The organism is Streptomyces sp. SAI-135, from assembly GCF_029893805.1.
Lineage (GTDB): Bacteria > Actinomycetota > Actinomycetes > Streptomycetales > Streptomycetaceae > Streptomyces.
Genome location: NZ_JARXYP010000002.1, coordinates 878,866 through 898,248, shown reverse-complemented (window position 1 = coordinate 898,248; position 19,383 = coordinate 878,866). Strand labels below are relative to the sequence as shown.

16 protein-coding genes and 1 pseudogene are annotated in these 19,383 nt (G+C 70.8%); 4 read left to right on the top strand and 13 right to left on the bottom strand.

Annotation, left to right across the window (positions count from 1 at the left end; genetic code table 11):
- Positions 1 to 4 precede the first annotated feature (4 nt).
- The 5 genes and pseudogenes from M2163_RS08420 to M2163_RS08400 all read right to left on the bottom strand — a co-directional run bounded on the left by M2163_RS08420 (position 5) and on the right by M2163_RS08400 (position 4,763).
- Positions 5 to 1,549 (bottom strand): metallophosphoesterase, encoded by a 1,545-nt coding sequence (locus M2163_RS08420; protein ID WP_280893610.1) that lies wholly within the window; start codon positions 1,547 to 1,549, stop codon positions 5 to 7.
- 105 nt (positions 1,550 to 1,654) lie between these two features.
- Entirely contained in the window at positions 1,655 to 2,560 is a 906-nt protein-coding gene (locus M2163_RS08415) for an MHYT domain-containing protein (protein WP_280893609.1), read from the bottom strand.
- Between the two features lie 228 nt (positions 2,561 to 2,788).
- A complete protein-coding gene (locus tag M2163_RS08410) occupies positions 2,789 to 3,559 on the bottom strand; it encodes an alpha/beta fold hydrolase (protein ID WP_280893608.1) in 771 nt (256 codons plus the stop codon).
- A 68-nt stretch (positions 3,560 to 3,627) separates the two neighbouring features.
- Positions 3,628 to 4,381 (bottom strand): annotated as a pseudogene (locus tag M2163_RS08405) (2-phosphosulfolactate phosphatase).
- Between the two features lie 166 nt (positions 4,382 to 4,547).
- On the bottom strand, positions 4,548 to 4,763 hold the full coding sequence (locus M2163_RS08400) for a 4-oxalocrotonate tautomerase family protein (protein ID WP_280893607.1): 216 nt from the start codon (positions 4,761 to 4,763) through the stop codon (positions 4,548 to 4,550).
- Positions 4,764 to 4,906: 143 nt separating this feature from the next.
- Between M2163_RS08400 and M2163_RS08395 the strand changes: the two genes are divergently transcribed.
- Positions 4,907 to 5,770: a helix-turn-helix transcriptional regulator gene (locus tag M2163_RS08395; protein ID WP_280853440.1), complete on the top strand. Its 864-nt coding sequence runs from the start codon at positions 4,907 to 4,909 to the stop codon at positions 5,768 to 5,770.
- Here M2163_RS08395 and M2163_RS08390 read toward each other — a convergent pair whose 3' ends face one another.
- From M2163_RS08390 to M2163_RS08375, 4 genes are read right to left on the bottom strand one after another with little or no spacing between them, the layout of a single operon-like run.
- Positions 5,771 to 7,783, bottom strand: coding sequence for a beta-galactosidase (locus M2163_RS08390; protein WP_280893606.1), 2,013 nt, complete (start codon positions 7,781 to 7,783; stop codon positions 5,771 to 5,773).
- A gap of 30 nt (positions 7,784 to 7,813) precedes the next feature.
- Positions 7,814 to 8,701, bottom strand: coding sequence for a carbohydrate ABC transporter permease (locus tag M2163_RS08385; protein ID WP_280893605.1), 888 nt, complete (start codon positions 8,699 to 8,701; stop codon positions 7,814 to 7,816).
- On the bottom strand, positions 8,698 to 9,672 hold the full coding sequence (locus M2163_RS08380; RefSeq protein WP_280893604.1) for a sugar ABC transporter permease: 975 nt from the start codon (positions 9,670 to 9,672) through the stop codon (positions 8,698 to 8,700). The genes M2163_RS08385 and M2163_RS08380 overlap by 4 nt, the downstream gene beginning before the upstream one ends.
- Before the next feature lie 12 nt (positions 9,673 to 9,684).
- A complete protein-coding gene (locus M2163_RS08375) occupies positions 9,685 to 10,998 on the bottom strand; it encodes an extracellular solute-binding protein (RefSeq protein WP_280893603.1) in 1,314 nt (437 codons plus the stop codon).
- Positions 10,999 to 11,361: 363 nt separating this feature from the next.
- Between M2163_RS08375 and M2163_RS08370 the strand changes: the two genes are divergently transcribed.
- Positions 11,362 to 12,432, top strand: a complete 1,071-nt coding sequence (locus M2163_RS08370; RefSeq protein ID WP_280893602.1) for a LacI family DNA-binding transcriptional regulator — start codon at positions 11,362 to 11,364, stop codon at positions 12,430 to 12,432.
- A gap of 240 nt (positions 12,433 to 12,672) precedes the next feature.
- Here the strand turns inward: M2163_RS08370 and M2163_RS08365 are convergent, their stop codons facing one another.
- Together M2163_RS08365 and M2163_RS08360 are read right to left on the bottom strand one after the other, a co-directional pair.
- Positions 12,673 to 13,488, bottom strand: coding sequence for an SAM-dependent methyltransferase (locus tag M2163_RS08365; RefSeq protein ID WP_280893601.1), 816 nt, complete (start codon positions 13,486 to 13,488; stop codon positions 12,673 to 12,675).
- Positions 13,489 to 13,639: 151 nt separating this feature from the next.
- Positions 13,640 to 15,013: a DEAD/DEAH box helicase gene (locus tag M2163_RS08360; RefSeq protein WP_280853447.1), complete on the bottom strand. Its 1,374-nt coding sequence runs from the start codon at positions 15,011 to 15,013 to the stop codon at positions 13,640 to 13,642.
- A 182-nt stretch (positions 15,014 to 15,195) separates the two neighbouring features.
- On the opposite strand from M2163_RS08360, the gene M2163_RS08355 reads away from it, so the two are divergent.
- A complete protein-coding gene (locus M2163_RS08355; RefSeq protein WP_280893600.1) occupies positions 15,196 to 15,444 on the top strand; it encodes a hypothetical protein in 249 nt (82 codons plus the stop codon).
- Between the two features lie 268 nt (positions 15,445 to 15,712).
- On the opposite strand, the gene M2163_RS08350 is transcribed toward M2163_RS08355, so the two are convergent.
- Positions 15,713 to 16,468, bottom strand: coding sequence for a dienelactone hydrolase family protein (locus tag M2163_RS08350; RefSeq protein WP_280893599.1), 756 nt, complete (start codon positions 16,466 to 16,468; stop codon positions 15,713 to 15,715).
- Between the two features lie 126 nt (positions 16,469 to 16,594).
- Positions 16,595 to 17,215 (bottom strand): L-threonylcarbamoyladenylate synthase, encoded by a 621-nt coding sequence (locus tag M2163_RS08345; protein WP_280853450.1) that lies wholly within the window; start codon positions 17,213 to 17,215, stop codon positions 16,595 to 16,597.
- A gap of 512 nt (positions 17,216 to 17,727) precedes the next feature.
- Between M2163_RS08345 and M2163_RS08340 the strand changes: the two genes are divergently transcribed.
- Entirely contained in the window at positions 17,728 to 19,275 is a 1,548-nt protein-coding gene (locus M2163_RS08340) for a helix-turn-helix domain-containing protein (protein ID WP_280893598.1), read from the top strand.
- The last annotated feature ends 108 nt before the right edge of the window (positions 19,276 to 19,383 follow it).

The window sequence follows — 19,383 nt, the reverse complement described above, 5'->3', positions numbered from 1 at the left end:
GTCGTCACACGTGATGTTCCCGGTCGTCGGGCTCGGCGGGCGAGGTCCGGGGCAGGGGGATGGTCACCTCGTCCTCGACCGGCGGGTCGAGCTCCTGGGCGAGGTTGCCGGTGGCCGCGAAGCAGCGCAGACGCACCGCCTCCGGGGTGACGTCCAGCCGCAGGAAGCACTTGAAGAACGGCGGGCTGTACGTCGCCGAGCTCGGTGAGAACAGCTGGGTGTAGATCTTGCGCACCGGGAGCCGGAACCGCGAGGTGCGGTCGGGCCGCCCGCCGGCGCCGAGGAGACTGGCGACCAGACGGGTGCGCAGGGTGACGCGGGCCGGTTCGCCCGGGAGACGGGTGGGCGGGATGCCCAGGCGCTCGGCGATCACCGCGGTGGCCTCGGCCTCGGTGAGGGTGAAGAAGCGGCGCAGGCGCAGCCGGCGGCCGTACAGCCTGCTGTAGAACGCGAGGGAGTCGCCGCGCAGGGGATAGCAGCGGAAGTCCTTCTCCGTCACGTTCGCGATCGAGACGTGCGGGATGGTGTGGGTGGCGTGCATGAACGCGCCGCCACCGCCCGAGACGACGTACTGGATGGTGCGGCCGTCCACGTCGACCGGGTAGCGCTGGTAGTTGTGGATGTCGCCGCCTATCGCCGCGACGTAGTGATGGGCCGGCTCGCGCACGATGTCGTCGACCGTCCCGCCGCCCTCGATGGCGCACGGGTGGTGCTCGCCGTCCACGTACAGGGGCGAACCGGTGACGAGGATCTTCGGGCGCGGGCCCTGGGAGACCTCGCGCAGCCAGGCGCCCTGTTCGGCGTCGAGCGTGCCGAGCAGTCCGGTGTCTATGCCGATGATGCGCACCGGGCCGGCGTCGACGGCCCAGTACGGGCCCGGCTGGACCGCCCGTTGGGACGGCTGCGCACGCAACCGGCGGGCCTCGTCGAGGTGTTGACCGTCGTTCGAGCGCGGCCGGTGCCACAGCAGGGAGCGCAGCCAGGAGCGGGTCAGGGGGCGGGGCGCGGGCTCGGGCTCCAGGGGCGGGGCGTCGTCGCAGAAGACGCGCATGAAGGCGCCGAGACCCTCGTACCAGTCGTGGTTTCCGGGTATCGCGTAGATCGGCGCCGGATAGTCCTGGTAGGGCCGGAAGAACTTCGTGCCGTAGTCGTCCGCGCTGCCCACCGGATAGATCACGTCACTGGCCACCACGGCGAACCGGGTGTCCTGACTGACCCTCAGAAAACCTGGCACGACGGCGTACTGGGGGTCGTCGCCCTCACCGGTGTCGCCGATGACCATGAACGAGAACGTCTCCGGGTCCTCGCGCCGGATCACCTTGTCGGCGGGTGCGCCGGCCGCGGCGCGCTGGGCCACCCAGCGGCTTCGGGTACGGCCGGTGGGGTCTCCGAACCAGGAGGCGACCACGCCGTTGCGGGCGGCCCACAGCGTCTTCGGGTTCAGCCAGGAGATCTTCTCGACCTCGGGCGGCATCAGCCGCTTGTACTCGCCGAGTCGGGCGGAGCCCCAGCCGGCGCCTTCGGCGGTATCGCGTGAGGAGTCAGACACCGGTGCACCGTAACAACGATCTAGACCGGGCGGGGAAGGGGGAGTGCGGTGGGGCGGCGCCCTGCCGGACGTCGCCGGATCGTGGGCGGCGCGCGGGGGTGGTTCTCACCTCCGCGGGTTGTGCGGGGCCGCCCATTGGGGATCCTGCGGTGCCCGGGCGTGGATCACCCTGACCTCATCGTTCCCCTGGTTCCTCTGGTCTTCCTGGTCGTCGAAGCGCAGACCGGGTGCCGCTTCCGTGCGCGCGGCCGAGGCGGACGGGCGGTTCCAGTCGCCCTCCCCGAGCACCAGGAGCGGGTCGAACATGACCACCACTCCGGCCAGCAGCAGAAAGATCGCCGGCCCCAGGAGCATGGGGAGCAGCAGCGAGGTGGGTGAGTCGCCCGCCCACGGGCCACCGGTCCTGCCGTGCACATGGACGCTGACCGCGGACATGCCCGTGTAGTGCATCCCGGTCACGGCGATGCCCATGATCAGGCTGGCGCCGAGGCTCGTCAGGAAGCCTCGGATCGTGACGGCCGCCCACAGGGCCGCGGTCGCCGCGACGATCGCGATGACCACGGAGAGCGCGACGACGGCGGGGTCGTAGTGGACCGTTCCGTTCAGGTGCAGCGCGGCCATGCCGAGGTAGTGCATGGCCGCCACGCCCAGGCCGGTGATGACGCCGGCGAAGGACAGGTTCAGGGGGCTGGCTCCCCGGTGGCCGACGATGAAGACGCCGATGCCCACGACGACGATCGCCACGGCGAGACTCAGGACCGTGAGCCCGGCGTCGTAGCGGATCCGGGTCTCCACGACCTGGAAACCGATCATGGCGATGAAGTGCATCGTCCAGATGCCGCAGCCGATCGAGGCGGCGCCGAGTGCCAGCCAACCCGCCTTCCACGATTGGGAGTTGAGCAGGGTGCGCACGATGCAGCGCAGCCCCAGGGCCCCTCCCAGGCACGCCATGAGATAGGCGGCGACCGGGGTCACCGCGCCGTAGCGGAACCCGTCCACCGTGCCTTCCATAAGCCAACTCCCCCCAGAGCCCTGGCTGGTTGTGGAGGAAGGGTTACGGCTCGGGATCCGGAAAGGCAAGGCATTACCCGGGGTAAACAGTGAACTCACGGAGCGCGATGTTGAACTTTAGTCACATGGGGGCGAGTTTCGGCCAAGGGGATTCAACAGGGCTCAAGAGGACCGTGATGCTGCGAGTGTTCTGTTCGCCCCCGTCTTCCGCGAACGTGTCTCGGTGCGTCAGGTGAAGAACTCGCCCAGCAGCGGCAGCATCAGCGACGTCCGGTGCATGAGGGTCATGTGGGTGGTGGCGGGCAGAACGGCCAACCGGGCGTCAGGGATGAGCCGTTGCATCTCCGCCGCGTGCTCCGCGCGGACGAAGTCGCTGTCGCCGACGAGCAGCAGGGTGGGCGCCCGCAGTGCACGCAGGTCGTCGGCGGTCCAGGGCAGCGAGGCGTGGGCGGCCGCCGAGACCTTGGCGAGGAAGTCCTCGAAGTGCTCGGGCCGGGGCGCGATGGCCGCGTAGGCGTCGGCCATCTGCCGGAAGTCGTCCTGGCTGGGCAGCCGGGGCGAGCTGTAGTCCGGGACGCGGACGTCGTCGTGGACCCCGTCCTGGCTGTACATGGTGGCGGCGAGCGCGAGCCGTCCGACGCGCTCCGGGTGTCGCACCGCGAGCTCCAGCGCGGTCAGCCCGCCGAGACTGAACCCGAGGAAGTCGGCCTGCCCGACGCCGAGTTCGTCGAGCAGGGCCACGACGTCCGACGCCAGGTCCGGAACCGTCATCGCACGGTCGATGTCGGCGGTGTGGCCGTGCCCCTGCAGTTCGGGGGCGATGATCCGCCGGTCGGCGGCCAGGGCGGGCAGTACGGCGGAGAAGGTCAGGCCGACGGTGAGGGCACCGCCGTGCAGCAGCACCAACGGGCGGCTCCCCTCGGGCGCTGTGCCGTGGGTCTCGTAGTACATCTCCAGGCCGCTGACCTTGGCGTAGGCGGAGCTGCTGGGCACGGTCATCACATCCGTTCGGCGTGAGTCGTCGGGAAGGAAGACCCCGTGGGACCGCGAAAGTCATCGGCGCGGTGTCACGCCTGGGGGTGCACCGGCCGCAGCACCATCAGCGGGCCTTCGCGCCCCGCGACCATGGCGAACGGAAACCGGTCCGCCTCCAGGCAGAGGCGGACGTCGTCCGGGTGGATGCCCGGCAGTCCCTGCCGGAAACCGGTCCGCCTCCAGGCAGAGGCGGACGTCGTCCGGGTGGATGCCCGGCAGTCCCTGCCGCGCACCCTGCTCCAGCGCGGCCGCCCAGCGGGAGTCCCGGGCGCGGCCAAGGTACGGTTCCGCGTCCTCCTCGGCGGACTCGACGCGTCGCCCGATGTACTCGGCGCACGCGCGGTCCTCCTCGGCCCGCCCCTCCTCGCCGGTGACGACGAACGTCACCTCCTCCGCGCCGCGCTCACGCAGCAGCCGCGCGGTGGCGCCCGCGACGACGAAACTCGCGCACAGCAGCAGCCGGGCGTCGGCCACCGCCAGGGCGCCCACCGTGCCCGCGGTCGTCTTCTGCACGATCGTGCGGCCGGCGAGATCGTGGTCCGCCAGCATGGCAGGGGAGTTGAACGCGTCGAACCCGGGCGCGGGCGCACCGTCCTTGAGGGCGAGCCATCCCGGACGAGCGGCCTTCAGCTCCAGGGCCTCGTCCTGCGAGGGGGCCAGCACGATCTTCTCGGCGCCACCGGCGAAGGCGTGCGCGGCCACCGTGAAGGCGCGAAGGACATCGACGACGACGGCGACCGCGGGAGCCCGCGTCAGCTCCGGGATCCCGAGCAAATGAGAGCGCATCCGGCCCATGGTGCCGCAGCCCGGCGGCACCCGCCCGGAAATTCCGGGGCCGGCGCGGGTGCCGCCCGCGCCCCCAGTGCGAGCAGGGTGCGGCTCCGACTGAGGCCGAGGGCGAGCAGCGTCGAGCACCACGGCGCCGGCCGCGCACCCCCTCCCGGCCGAGTGGTCAGCTCCCGTCGGTCCGCTGGAGCTCGGCGAGCGTCAGCACGTGGCCGCCGATGCCCCAGCCGCCGTCGGTGACCTCCTCGACGAGGACGAGGGTGGTGGCGCGGGCGCGTTCGCCGTAGACGTCCACGTAGAGCTCGGTGGTGCGGGTGATGATCTGCTGCTTCTGCTCCTCGGTGAGGGTGCCGGCAGGGACCTTGAAGTTCGCGAACGGCATGAGGATGCTGCTCCGTCTGTGATGGTGGCGGATTCCGTACGCACACCACAGTCGTCCGGTGCGGCGGGCCCAGCCAGGGCTGTGTCCACCCTGGGGTCGGCATCCCCTGGCTCCGCCGCCGCGTCCCGCGTGATGATGGCGGGATGAACCTTGCCGAGCTCGCCGTGTTCCTGAGGTCCCGGCGCGACCGCGTACGGCCCTGTGACGTCGGCCTGCCCACCGGACCTCGGCGCCGGGTGCCCGGGCTGCGCCGCGAGGAGGTCGCGCAGCTGGCCGGCCTGTCGGCGGACTACTACACCGAACTCGAACGCGGAGGCGGCGTCCAGCCCTCCGCGCAGGTGCTGGCCGCGCTCGCCCGGGCGCTGCGGCTCGGCGGCGACGAGCGCGCCCATCTGTTCCACCTCGCAGACCGGCCCGTCCCCACGGCGGCCCGGGGCTCGAACGCCCATGCCCAGCCGGCCCTGCTCGGCCTGCTCGACCGGCTCACCACGACACCCGCGCAGATCATCACCGATCTGCACGAGACCCTCGTCCAGAACGAACTGGCCGTCGCGCTGATCGGCCGCGCCCCCGGCCGCCGCGGCACGGCCGGGAGCTTCGTCCACCGGTGGTTCACCGACCCCGCCTCCCGCACCGTCTATCCCGCCGAGGACCACCCCCAGCACTCCAGGGCCTTCGTCGCCGACCTCCGGGCCGTCGCCGCCCGGCGCGGCGGCGACACGGAGGTCGCCGGGATGGTGGCCGAGCTGTGCCGCCGCAGCGAGGAGTTCGCCGCTCTGTGGGACATGCACGACGTCGCCCTGCGGCGCGTCGACCACAAGCGGATCGTCCATCCCACGCTGGGCGTCGTCGAAGTCGACTGCCACACCCTGTTCAGCGAGGACGGACGCCAGCGCCTGCTCTGGTTCAGCGCCCCGCCCGGCACCGAGGCCGCCGCCCAACTGGAACTGCTCGCCGTCATCGGCACCCAGGACATGTCCACGGACGACGAGAACACCCTGCGGTAGTCAGCGCGGCTCGCGGACGACCGCCACACCTCCCGCGGGCACGGTCACCGTGCCGCCGACCTCCTTGCCCGTGAGGAGCTCGACGCCCTCGGCGGGGATCTCGGCGCCGTTGCCGCCGTGGTCGATCAGGAACAGGAAGTCGGCGTCGGGGCCGGTGCGCCGGGCCGCCTCGACACCGGCCGGCAGACCGGACAGGACCGGCCGGACACCTGCCTCGTCGCAGATGCGGGCGAGCAACGCGGCCAGCGTCGCCGGGTCCGGGCGGGTCGCCAGGTACCAGGCGGACCCGTCACCCGCAGTGTGCCGGGTGACGGCGGGCACGCCCGTCAGCGGCCCGTCGCCGTAGGCGGCCACCGGCTCGGCTCCCGCGAGCCGGACGCGCTCGGACCACAGGGTGGCGGTGGCGTCCGCGGGGACCGCCCCGGTGAGGTGCAGCGTCTCACCGGGCAGCAGCGGGAAGTACTCGTCGGTGCTCACGCCGAGGACCTCGCGGAAGGCGCCTGGGTAACCGCCGAGCCGGACATGGCAGTTCTCGTCCACGGCGCCGCTGTGGAAGCCGACGGCCAGCGTGCCGCCGCTCTCGGCGAAGCCGGCGAGGTTGGCCGCGCCCTCGTCGTCGACCAGGTAGAGACTCGGCACGAGGACCAGGCGGTACGAGGACAGGTCCGCGTCGGGGCGTACGAAGTCCACAGCCACGCCGGCGTCCCACAGCGGCCGGTACCAGTCCCGTACGAGCTCCGTGAACCGCAGCTCGCCGCTGGGCTGGGACGGCTGCTCCACCGCCCAGCGGGCGCTCCAGTCCCACACCACCGCGACCTCGGCGGTCGTGGAGCTGCCCCGTACTTCGGCCAACGCCTCCAGATCCGCGCCGAGTTGAACGACGTCCCGCCAGATCTGGCTGTCGGTTCCGGCGTGCGGCAGCATCGCCGAGTGCCACTGCTCGGCGCCCGCCTTCGCGGCCCGCCACTGGAAGAAGGCGATGCCGTCGGCACCGTGGGCGACATGGGCGAGGGCGTTGCGGCGCATCTCGCCGGGAACCTTGGCGCGGTTGACGGGCTGCCAGTTGACGGCCCCGGTGGAGTGCTCCATCAGCAGCCACGGCCCCCCGGCCATGGAGCGCACCAGGTCGCCGCTCAGGGCGACGTCGACCTGCGACTCGGGGTCGGTGGAGCGCAGGTAGTGGTCGTTGGAGACGATGTCCAGCTCCGGTGCCCAACGCCAGTAGTCGAGTGCCTCGATGCTGAAGTTCACCATGAAGTTGGTGGTGGCCGGGATCGTGGGAGCGGCCTCCCGCAGCACGTCCCGTTCGGCGACGTACAACGACAGCAGTTCGTCGCTGCAGAAGCGCCGCCAGTCGAGCTGGTGGGTGGGGTTGGGTGCGGCGCCGGTGGCGCGGGGCGGGATGATCTCGTCCCAGTCGTAGTACCACTGGCTCCAGAAGGTGGTGCCCCAGGCGTGGTTGAGGACGTCCAGGTCGCCGTAGCGCTCGCGCAGCCAGCGCCGGAAGGCCGCCGCGCTGGTGTCGCAGTAGCAGGCCGCGTTGTGGCAGCCGTACTCGTTGTGGATGTGCCACATCACCACGGCCGGGTGGTCGGCGTAGCGCTCCCCGAGCGCCCGGGCGATCCGCAGGGCGGCGTCCCGGTAGGCGGGGTGGGAGGGACAGAAGGTCTGGCGGCTGCCGTACGACAGTCTGCGGCCGTCCTGGTCGACCGGCAGGGCGTCGGGGTGCTTGCGAAAGAACCAGGCCGGAGGGGCCGCGGTCGGGGTCGCCAGGTCGGCGGCGATGCCGTTCTCGTGGAGCAGGCCGAGGATCTTGTCGAGGCGTGCGAAGTCGTAGGCGCCCTCGCTCGGTTCGAGGAGCGCCCACGCGAAGATGTTGACGCTGACCATGTTCACGCCCGCCTCGCGCATGAGACGGACGTCCTCGGCCCAGACCTCCTCGGGCCACTGTTCGGGGTTGTAGTCGCCGCCGTAGGCGATTCCGGGAAGGCGAAGACGGCGTGCGGTAGTCAATTCAGGGATCACTTTCGAACGGGGCCGGTGTCAGCCCTTGTTGGCGCCGAGGGTCAGTCCGCTGACGAACTGGCGTTGGAGCGCGAAGTAGACGATCAGGGTGGGGATGGCGGTGAGGAGGGCGCCGGCGGCGATGAGGTTGGGGTCGGTGAAGTACTGGCCGGAGAGGTTGTTCAGGGCGGAGGTGATGGGCATGTTCTCGCCGGTGGAGATCAGCACGATGGCCCAGAAGAAGTCGTTGTAGATCCAGATGGACAGCAGGGTGGCCAGGGCGGCCATGGCGGGTTTGCACAGGGGCAGGACGATCTGCCAGTACATGCGCCATACGGAGGCGCCGTCGACGAGGGCGGCTTCGGTGAGTTCGTGGGGGAGCATGCGCATGTAGTTGGACAGGACGAAGGCGCAGAACCCGGACTGGAAGGCGACGTGGATGAGGACCAGGCCGAGGGCGGAGTCGTAGAGCTTGCCGCTCATGGTGATGCCGGGCAGATCGATGAGCAGGTACATGCGGTACAGCGGGGTGATGATGACCTGTTGGGGCAGCAGGTTGCCGGCGGTGAAGACCAGCAGCAGGAAGAGGTTGAGGCGGAAGTCGAAGCGGGAGACGTAGAAGGCGACCATGGAGGAGGCCAGCAGGGTCAGCAGCACGGCGGGGATCGCGATGAGCAGGGTGTTGCCGAAGTAGTGCAGCATGTCGGACTGCTGGAAGGCGTTGGTGAAGTTGTCCCAGCTCAGTGTGTCCGGCCAGGACACGTAGCCCTTGGTGCTGGTCTCGGAGTAGGGGCGCAGGGCGGCGAAGACCGCCCACAGCAGGGGGGCGAGCCAGGCCAGCGCGGTGATGACGAGGAAGGTGTGCAGCAGGATGCGGGCCGGGCGCAGGGGGGTGCGCTGCTTGGCCGGCGCGGTCAGGGTGCTCATGCGCGCCGCTCCTTGCGGAAGGTCGCGATCAGGTAGGGGATGATCACGACGAGGGAGATCAGCAGCAGGACGACGGCGATAGCGGAGCCGTAGCCGATCCGGCTGGACTCGCCGATGATGTTGTTGGTGATCAGGATGGACAGCAGTTCGGTGCCCTGGGCGCCCTTGTTGAAGACGAAGACCAGGTCGAAGGCGCGCAGGGCCTCGATGATGGTGACGACCAGGACGACGGTGTTGGTGGGGCGCAGGGTGGGGAAGATGACGTTCTTGAAGGTCTGCCACTCGTTGGCGCCGTCCAGGGAGGACGCCTCCCGCAGGGAGGGGTCCACGCCCTTCAGCCCGGCGAGGTAGAGGATCATCATGTAGCCGGTGTGGCGCCAGGACGCGGCGATCAGTACGGCCCACAGGTTCAGGTCGGGGTCGCCGATCCAGTCGATGTAGTGGCCGGGCTTGTTGGCGCCGATGAGGCTGTTGATCAGGCCGGTGTCGGGGTTGTAGACGAGCTGCCACACGAAGCCGGTGACCGCGAGGGAGACCACGACCGGCAGGAAGAACGCGGTCTGGTAGATGCGGGAGAAACGGATCTTCTTGTCCAGCTGCACCGCCAGGAACAGGCCCAGCGGGGTGGGGATGCAGATGAGCACCACGAACCAGATGATGTTGTGCTCGAGGGCGGGCCAGAACTGCGGGTTGTCGGTGAACAGCTGACGGAAGTTGTCCAGCCCCACCCACCGGATGGAGTCGAAGCCGATCCCGTCCCAGCTGGTGAAGGCCAGCGCGATCGAGGCCAGCGCGGTCACCCACACCAGCGCCACATGCAAGACGGTGGGCACCCCCGCCATGAAGGCGAGCGTGATCCGGTCCCGGCGGGTCAGCAGACGGCGGTGCCCGCGGGGCACCTTGCGGGGGGCAGCGCCCGCAGGCGGCACGGCGGCCGCCTGCGGGTTCTCGGTGGTGATGTCGGTAGTCATGGGCCGCTCAGCTCAGGAGGACGCGAAGATCGTCTTCTTCTGGCGTTCGATCGAGGACAGCACACCGTCCACGCCCTTGGGGTTCTGCAGGAACTTCTGCAGCGAGGGCTGCATCACCGTGGAGGTGAAGTCCGGCCGCGAGTCCCGGTCCATGAACTGCGTCAGGCTCTTGGCCCCCGTGATCATCTCGTACGCCTTCTTCTGCAACGGCGTGTACGAGGAGGTGTCGGCCTTGTTGGAAGCGGCCACCACACTCGTGTCGGACTTGAGGTAGATCTGCTCCGCCTCCGCCGTGCCCAAGAACTCCAGCAGCTTGGTGACACCCGCCTTGTTCTTGGGCGCCTTGCTCACCATGAACCCGTCGGCCGGCGCCTCCACCGTGTCCTGCCCGAACGCCGCATTGATCTCCGGGAAAGCGAAGAAGTCCAGATCGTCCAGGTCCGCCTTGTTGCTGAACTGCTGCGCCACGAACGTGCCCAGCACATACATGCCGGCCTTCTTCGCCACCAGCGTCTGGGCCGCGTCCTGCCAGGTACGGCCCATGAAACCGTCCTGGTGGTAAGGCAGCAGCTCCGCCCAGTGATCGAAGACGTTCTTGACCTTCGCATCCGTCCACGACGCCTTGCCCGCCATCAGCTCCACATGGAAGTCGTAGCCGTTGATACGGAAGTTGAGCTGGTCGAAGGTGCCCATCGCCGGCCAGGCGTCCTTGTCCCCGAACGCGATCGGCACCAGCTTGTCCTTCTTCATCTGCTTGCACAACGCCACCAGCTGATCCCAGGTGGCGGGCACCTCATAGCCGTACTGCGCAAAGACGCTCTTGCGGTAGAACACCGCCCACGGATACGTCACCAGCGGCACGAAGTAGTACTTGCCGTCCGCCCCCTTGGACAGCTTCTTCATCGCGTCCGGGAAGTTCCCGCCGATCTTCTCCCACACCTCGTCGATCGGAGAGGCCAGCCCCTTCTGAGCGAAGAACTGCATCCGGTACCCGGCGAACCAGTTGAACACATCGTCCGGCGTGCCCTGCAGATACGAGTTGATCTGCTCCTGGAACGTGTTGTGGTCCTTCGTGTTGACCTTGACCGTGATCCCCGACTGCTTCGTGAACGCCGTGTAGATCTCCCCGTACGCCTTCTTCGGCACCGCATCCGACTGGTTCGACCCCAACGAGACCGTCTTCGGGTCCGACGAACCACCACTGCCGCCACACGCACTCAACAGGGGTATCCCGGCACCCAGCAGAGCAGCACCACCCACCCCCTTGAGCACACCACGACGACTGGGCGAGGGAACAGAGAGACCCGAAGGGGAGAGGTGACGCATGTACGGCTCCTGACAGGGCGCGTCGTGCCGGGGCTCGGCAGGACGACCCGATGGTGGCGGCGACCAGGAAGGCGCCAACTGATCAGAATCAAACGTGATCGCACAGACGCGATCAGCGGCTGTCACGAAGATTGGGCTTTGCGCGGGGGCGGTGTCAAGGCCTTGCGGTGGATTCTCGGCGTGGGCCGGACGTCGAGGCGTGCGTACGGTCATCAGCCCTGCGCCCGGGTTTTCCGTCAAACCGGAACCCTGCGGAAACTCTTGACGTGCGGCTGGTGCGCCACGTAGATATGACCGCGCGATCAGACCGCGCGGTCATAGCTGCTGACCCGGGCCGTCGTACGGACGGTCGAAGGAGACCTCATGACACCAGGAGCGGTGCGCGAACCGGGTTCCCCCGTACCGCGCAGTGCCGATGTCGCGCGGTTGGCCGGGGTGTCGCGCAAGACGGTCTCCCGGGTACTGAACGACGAGCCCTACGTCTCGGACGAGGCCCGGCGCCGCGTCCTCGCGGCCGCCGACGAGCTCGGATACCGGCTGAACCACGCGGCCAGGGCGCTGGCCTCGGGACGTACCCGTTCCCTCGGTGTCGTCGCCCTGGGCACCGCGGGATACGGATCCGCAACCCTGCTGGTGCACATCGAACAGGCCGTATGGGACGCCGGCTACGCGCTGCGCGTGATCAACACACCGGACGACGACAGGGAAGGCATCGTCGGGGCTCTGGAGGCGCTCCTGGAACAGGGCGTGGACGGGGTCATCGTCTCCGAACCCGTGGTGAAGGGAGAGGTCCGGCTCCGCGTCGACGTACCCGTCCTCTTCCTCGGCGCACCGCCCTCCTTCACGGCCACCCGGACACTGACCATGAGTGTGGGCGCCCACGAACTGGCGCGGGCGGCCACCGAGCACCTGCTGGATCTGGGGCACGACACCGTCCACCACCTCGCCGGCCCGCGGAAGCGCTACGCAACGAAGGACCGTATCGAGGGATGGCGAGCGGCCCTCGCCGCGCGGGGCGCGCACGAACCGCCGCTGCTCAACGGCGACTGGTCTGCCGCCTCGGGTTACGCGGCGGGACGCGCACTCGCCTCGGACGACTCCGTGACCGCGGTGTTCGCCGCGGGCGACGAGATGGCCATCGGCCTCATCCACGCCCTGCGGGAGACCGGGCGGCGGGTGCCGGAGGACATCAGTGTCGTCGGGTTCGACGGCAACCCGGTCTTCGCCTACGTCACGCCGCCTCTGACCACCGTGCGCCAGCCCTTCGAGGCCGCCGCACGGGAGGGGGTCAGACTGCTCGTGCACGCCGTGGAGCGGCCCGACATCGAGCCTCCGCACACCGGCGAACCCCCGGTCGAACTCGTCGTCCGGGGCTCGACCGCACCCCCACCGACCCACCGGCACGGGCCACTGCTCCACACGCCCGAGCACTGATCGACCCATCGAGACCGGGGTCCGCTGCCCCACCCGGCACGGCCGCAGCACCCGTCGCCGAACCGAAGCCGCTCCTGATACGGACCGAAGCCGCAGCCGACCGCCTGCTCCGAGCAGCCGTCTGCCGGGCGCCAAGCCGCCCGTTCCTGTATTCCGCCACCCTCAGAGCGGCGGCGCCCGGACGCTCCAGAACGTCCACACCGGTCTGCAGCTCGACGTCAGCGGCACCTCCGCCGACTGTCACGGCTTCCGGGCCAGCCCACCGTGCTCGGCCACGACCTCCGGGGCGGGGGAGGCGGGGTCCGGACGCCACTGCGTGACGGGGACGACGCCGGGTTCGACGAGTTCCAGACCGTCGAAGAACCGGGTGATCTCGTCCACGGTCCGCAGGACGTACGGGACGGCACCGCTGTCGTTGTAGGCGTCCTGGGCCCGTTCGAAGACCGGGTCGACGCCGAGCGAGCCGTCGTTGAGGCAGAGGTGACTGCCCGAGGGGAGGGCGGTCATCAGCCGGGTGACGATCGAGCGGGCCTGCTCGTGGTCGGCGATGTGTCCGAGGATGTTGCTGAGGATGAGCGCGACCGGACGGCCGAGGTCCAGGGTCTCGGCGGCACCCGCGAGGATCCGGTCCGGGTCCGTCGCGTCGGCGGCGAGGTAGGCGGTGGCGCCCTCGGGCGTGGAGGTGAGCAGGGCGCGGGCGTGGGCCAGGACCATCGGGTCGTTGTCGACGTGGACGATCCGGGACTCGGGGGCGATCCGCTGTGCGACCTCGTGGGTGTTCTGCGCGGTGGGAAGACCGGTGCCGACGTCCAGGAACTGCCGGATGCCCGCCTCGGAGACCAGATGGGTGATGGTGCGGCGCAGAAAGGCGCGGCTGCCGCGGGCGATCGTGACGATGCCGGGGAAGACGGCGGTGTAGGCGTCTCCGGCCGCCCTGTCGACGGGGTAGTTGTCCGTGCCGCCCAGCCAGTAGTTCCAGATGCGTGCGGAGTGCGGCACCGACGTGTCGATCTCCGGATGTTCCGCTGGTCCGGGCGTCGTCACCGGGTCGGTCATGGGGCGAGTCCGTCCTTCAGTCGGGGCATGGATCCTGCACGCCTCAACCTAGGGGCCAACACCCGTTGCTCGCCTGCCTGTTGGAGGAACCCTGTCCGTGAGGATCCCGCCGTCGGGTCCGGGACGCTCGTCGGCGCAGGGTCGCGGGGGCTCAGCCGCCGCGACGCACCTGGGCCGCCCTCCGGGCCTCGGCGAGCTTGCGGGCCTCACCGGCCTTCCGGGACTTGCCGCCGGTGCCGCGGGAGGAGTCCTTGCTGGTGCCAAGCCCGCGGAAGGGCGCGTTGGTGTTCTTGGGCCGGGGCACGGCGGGCCCGCCGTCGAGCGGGGTCCCGGAGGGAGCCTTGGCCCCGGTGATCCGGCTCAGCACCGCCTCGCCCGAGCGCACCTTGGTGACGGTCGGCGCGATGCCGGCCTCCGCCAGCACACGGCTCGTCTCCCGGCGCTGGCCCGACAGCACCAGGGTGACGACCCGTCCGGTCTCGCCCGCCCGGGCGGTTCGGCCCGCGCGGTGCAGGTAGTCCTTGGTGTCGGTGGGCGGATCCACGTTGACCACGAGGTCCAGGTCGTCGATGTGCAGGCCGCGGGCCGCGACATTCGTGGCGACCAGCGCGGTGACCTGCCCGTCCTTGAACTGGGCGAGGGTGCGGGTGCGCTGCGGCTGGGACTTGCCGCTGTGCAGGGCCGCCGCGTGCACCCCGCTGGCCCGCAGGTGCCGGGTGAGCTGGTCGACCCCGTGCTTGGTGTCCAGGAACAGCAGCACTCGGCCGTCACGGGCGGCGATCTCCGTGGTGACCGCGTACCGGTCGGGACCGTGGACGACCAGGAGATGGTGATCCATCGTCGTGACCGCGCCCGCCGACGGGTCCACCGAGTGGACGACGGGATCCTGGAGAAAGCTGCTGACCAAGTGGTCGACATCACGGTCCAGGGTGGCCGAGAACAGCATCCGCTGCCCCTCGGGCCGCACCTGGTCGAGCACCTCGGTGACCTGCGGCAGGAAGCCCATGTCGCACATCTGGTCGGCCTCGTCGAGGACAGTGATGCGCACCCTCCCCAGGCGGCAGGCCTTGCGCTCGACGAGGTCGTGCAGTCGCCCGGGGGTGGCGACGACGACCTCGGCGCCCTCCCGCAGCGCGGCGATCTGCCGGCCGATCGACATGCCCCCGACGACCGCGGCCATCCGCAGCCGCAGTGCCTCGGCATACGGCGCCAGTGCCTCGGTGACCTGCTGGGCGAGCTCCCTGGTGGGCACCAGGATCAGCGCGAGGGGCTGCTTGGCCTCCGCACGCTGCCCGGCCGTCCTGACGAGCAGCGGGAGACCGAACGCGAGCGTCTTGCCCGAACCGGTGCGCCCGCGCCCCAGGACGTCACGTCCCGCGAGCGCGTCGGGCAGGGTGGCCGCCTGGATCGGAAAGGGTTCACGCACGCCGCGGTCGGTGAGGACCCGCAGCACCTGGGCCGGCAGCCCCAGTTCGGTGAAAGAGACGGCGGACGGCACTGCGCCGGCGTGGTCGGGGTGGTCCATGAAGAGCCTTCCGCAGAGGGGACGTACCGAGGAAGGCCCGGCAGGAAGTCATGAGCGCGCAAAGGGTAGACGGTAACACAAAGTGATGACAGAGGGTCCGCCGCCTGTCTGCGGGCACTGGCTGTCGGCTCGGGCAGGGAGCGGCTGCCGGCGACCCGGTCCGGCTGCTCGCGAAGGGGCGCGTGCCGCGCACGGCCGGCATCGACGCGTACGGCACGGACGCGGCGCCCGCCGTCGTCGCCTTCGCCTTGACAGGCGGGCTCTGGAAACCGCCGTCCCCGGCGACCGGGCCGCAGCCCTGCACGAGACCGCGCGCCGCCACCGCCACCGCCACCGCCACCGCGACCCCGATCTCGGCCGGATCGCCTTTCGTGACTGGTCCTCCGGCGGCGCGCTCGCCGCCCTGGCCAGTCGCCGACCAGCGGTTGTGAGCTGCCCGCCGGCGAGAGAGGTTCCTCGGCCATCCCGACGCGCACCCGACCGGTACGACGTCGACAACCTGCCCCTCGACGCGCCTCGCCTGATCCGCTCCCTGCAGCTCGCCCACGCCCTGGCCGACGCCGATGTCCCGCCGGTCAACACCCTTCGTCCCCTCACCGGCGAGCTGCTGGACCGGCAAGTGTGCTTCCTGAGGCGCCGCTTGAACGTCGAGCGGACGCGGACCCGGACCCCGGCCCGCGGCCCCGGTCGGCACCCGTCCTAGAAGGTGCGCTTGAGCAGGTCGAGCAGTGCCGTCCAGTGCCGCTCGTCTGCCTCGGGGTGGTACGAGGCGGTGTCGGCCTGGGTGAAACCGTGCGGGGCGCCGTCGTAGACCTCGCACCGGTGGCGTACCCCGGCCTCGGTCAGCGCGGTGGCGAGACGTTCGATCTGCTCCGGAGGGAGCGACGGGTCCTCGTCGGCGTGACCGAAGTACAGCTCTGCGGTGATGTTCCCGGCCACCAGGTGCGGGCTGTCCGGAGCGTCGGTCGCCAGGCGCCCGCCGTGGAAACCGGCCGCCGCGGCCACCCGGTCCGGATAGGTGCCGGCGGTGAGCAGGGACAGCCGCGCGCCCATGCAGTAACCGGTGAGCGCGACGGGGCCGTCGGCGACCTCGGGGCGGTCGGCGAGCCAGCGCAGATACGCCCCGGCGTCCCGCATCGCGAGCTCGGGCGTCAACGCCCGTATCACCGGAGTGATCTTGTCGAAGATCTCCGGCCGGGCCTCGGGGTCGATGAACTCGGGCAGCTCTACGACCGGTGCGCGGCCGTGACGGTAGAAGACGTTGGGCACGAGAACCGTGTAGCCGTGCCCGGCGAGCCGGTCGGCCATCGACCGCAGCTGGGGGCGCAGCCCGAAGGCGTCCTGGAAGAGCAGGACGGCCGGCCGGGGCACCCCGTCGCCCGGGTGGGCGAGATAGGCGTCGGCGGTGCCGTCCTCGGTGGGGACGTCGACCGCGGTTCCCTGTACGGAGCTCATGGGGGGTCTGCCTCTCTGCGCGTGCGACGGCGAGCGGGTCGCCGGCCCGGCGGAACCGGGCCGGGGCACATGCTTGCGCGTACCATCCAACTGGGCGTCGCGGCCCCCTCCCGCTTGAGCGCCGCTTTACTCGAACCGGCTGGTGTCACCCGCGCCGTGCCGCACGATCTCCGCCTCGCCGCTCGAGAAGTCGATCACCGTGGTCGGTTCGGTACCGCAGTCCCCGGAGTCGACGACCCCGTCCAGCACGTGGTCGAGCCGGTCCTTGATCTCCCAGCCCTGGGTCATCGGCTCCTCCTCGTCCGGCAGGAGCAGGGTGCTCGACAGCAGCGGCTCCCCGAGCTCGGCCAGGAGCGCCTGGGTGACGACGTGGTCGGGGATGCGCACGCCGACCGTCTTCTTCTTCGGGTGCTGGAGCATGCGCGGCACCTCCTTCGTCGCCGGGAGGATGAAGGTGTAGCTGCCGGGCGTCGACGCCTTGATCGCGCGGAACACGTCCTTGTCGACCCGCACGAACTGGCCGAGCTGCGCGAAGTCCTGGCAGACCAGGGTGAAGTGGTGCCGGTCGTCGAGGTGACGGATGCTCCGGATCCGGTCGATGCCGTCACGGCTGCCCAGCCGGCACCCGAGCGCGTAGCAGGAGTCCGTCGGATACGCGATCAGCGCGTCCGACCGGATGCTCTCGGCGATCTGGGAGATGGTGCGGGGCTGCGGGTTGTCGGGGTGCACGTCGAAGTACTTCGCCATTCGTCGAGCTTATGCGCTCGGCGCACGGGGACCACGCAGCGCCGACCGGCGCCCCGGTACGACGCCGGCACCACAGCGGCACGCCCTGCTGCCACCGCCCGTAGGGTTGCGTCACCGACGGACCGACGGACCGACGGACCGACGGACCGACGGACCGACGGAGTTGCGGGTCCGGATCCCTCCCGGCGGGTGCGAGCGGGCGCGGGGGCCTCGCGCGTCCCGGGCGGGCCGGCCCGCCGCGTTGGTACGGTGCGCCCCCGGCCCGCCTGATCGCGGGTCCCGAGGCCAAGACGGACCGCTCCCGCCGCGCTCCGGTGCTGGTGGCATCCGCACCTGCGATGCGCGCCTGTACGGCCGGGCTTCCGGGGCGAGGCCGGGTTCCGCCCGCGCCACCCCGCCGTACAGGTGTGATCCGTACGGTCGCCGGCCCCGCCCGTCCGTCGGGCGTGAGGTAACGTACCGAGCGGTATGTCAGCCGGAGCAGGGACGCGAGGGGCTTGGAGAAGGGCGACGTGGCAGGGCAGCAGGGCGGCCCCGGTGGGCGCGGGTCGGCGGACGCCGGGACTCCGGTCTGGGCGCGGGAGCTCCTCGACCATCTACGGCCGACCGGACGTGACGTGCGCCGGGTCGTCGCCTGGCTCGCCAGGACCCTGAACGGCACGGCCGCACTCCAGGACGACAGCGGAACCCTCGTCGCCGGTATCCCCATGGCGCTGGACGAGGGCCTGGTTGCCGACCTTCTCGCCGGACGCATCGCCTCCGCTGCCACGGCGGACGGGGACAGCCATCTGCGCCTGGTGAGGGTCGAGCACCCGAACCCGGTGTCCGCCGGGGCCGGAGTGCTCGCGGTGGCCCGCCCGGAACCCTTCGACCGGCGCGCCTCCGACATTCTCACGCACACCGTCCAGGTCCTCGAACTCCTGCTGCGCGTCCGTGGCACGGCCGAGGCCGGCCGGCGCCTGCGGCGGGCGACGTCCGATCTGCGGCTGGCCATCCTCCAGTTGCTCATGGTCGAGGACACGGTCTCGGCCCGCCGCGTCGCCGCCGGACTGTGGCCGGGTCTCCTCGACACCGACACGGCATGCGTCTACGTCCTCGAAGGCGACGTCTCCGAACGCGACCGGCTCGCCGAGGAGTGCCTCGGCGCGACCGGCGACCGGGCCCTGGTGGTGCGCTGCCCGGCCATGGACGAACACGTGATCATCGTGACCACGGCGGACACGGCGGCCGAGGCCCTGCGCTCGCTCGTCGACCGCAACCCCGGCACTCTGCTCGGCGGCAGCTCCCGGCAGAGCCTCGCCCGCACCGCCACCGCCTACGGGCAGGCGGTCAGCGCCCTCGCCGTGGCACGCGTACGACCGGACAAGAAGGCCCTGTACGCCGAACGCAACCGCCCCGAACGCCTGATGGACCCGGCCGCGCTGCGCGAGTGGACCGCCCGGCTGCTGCGCCCGCTGGACGCCCTCCCGCACCACACCCGCGCCGAACTGCTCGCCACCACCCGCCTCGGCCTGGAGTTCACCGCGGTGAGCGCCGCCAAGGTGCTCGGTGTCAGCCGCAACACCGTCCGCGCCCGCATGGAACGCGTCGAGTCCCTGCTGCGCACCGACTTCACGGACCTGGCCGTCCGCGCGATCGTCCACCTGGCCCTGAGCACCCAGGTCAGCCTCGCCGACGGACAGGACGGCCACGGTGCCGACCGCGGCCCCGACCGGCCCCGCGTCCGGCTGGGCGACCTGCTGGCGGGACCCGCGCTGGAGACCTGGGCACGCGAACTGCTGGGACGCCTGGGCAACGACGGCCGCGACCTGCGCCGGACCCTGCGCAGCTGGATCGCCGCCGGTGGCAACGCGGAGCGGGCCGCGCAGGCCCTGTCCGTCCACGCGCAGACCGTGCGCGAACACGTCCGCAGCGCGGAACCCGTCCTGGAACGCCGGCTGATCGCCTCCGGCGGCGACCTCTACGAGATCGTCCTGGCCCATCTGGCGACCGGTGAACTCGAACACCCCGTCCTGCTCCGGGACGATCCGGGCCATCCGGACGCACCTGTGCACGGGTGAGCCCTGTGCCGTGCACAGCGGGCATCGACGCGATTCACACGGGTCCGCAGGTCACGTACGTTCGACACACCGCGGGGGGAACGACCGGAACGGGGGACCGGTCGCGCC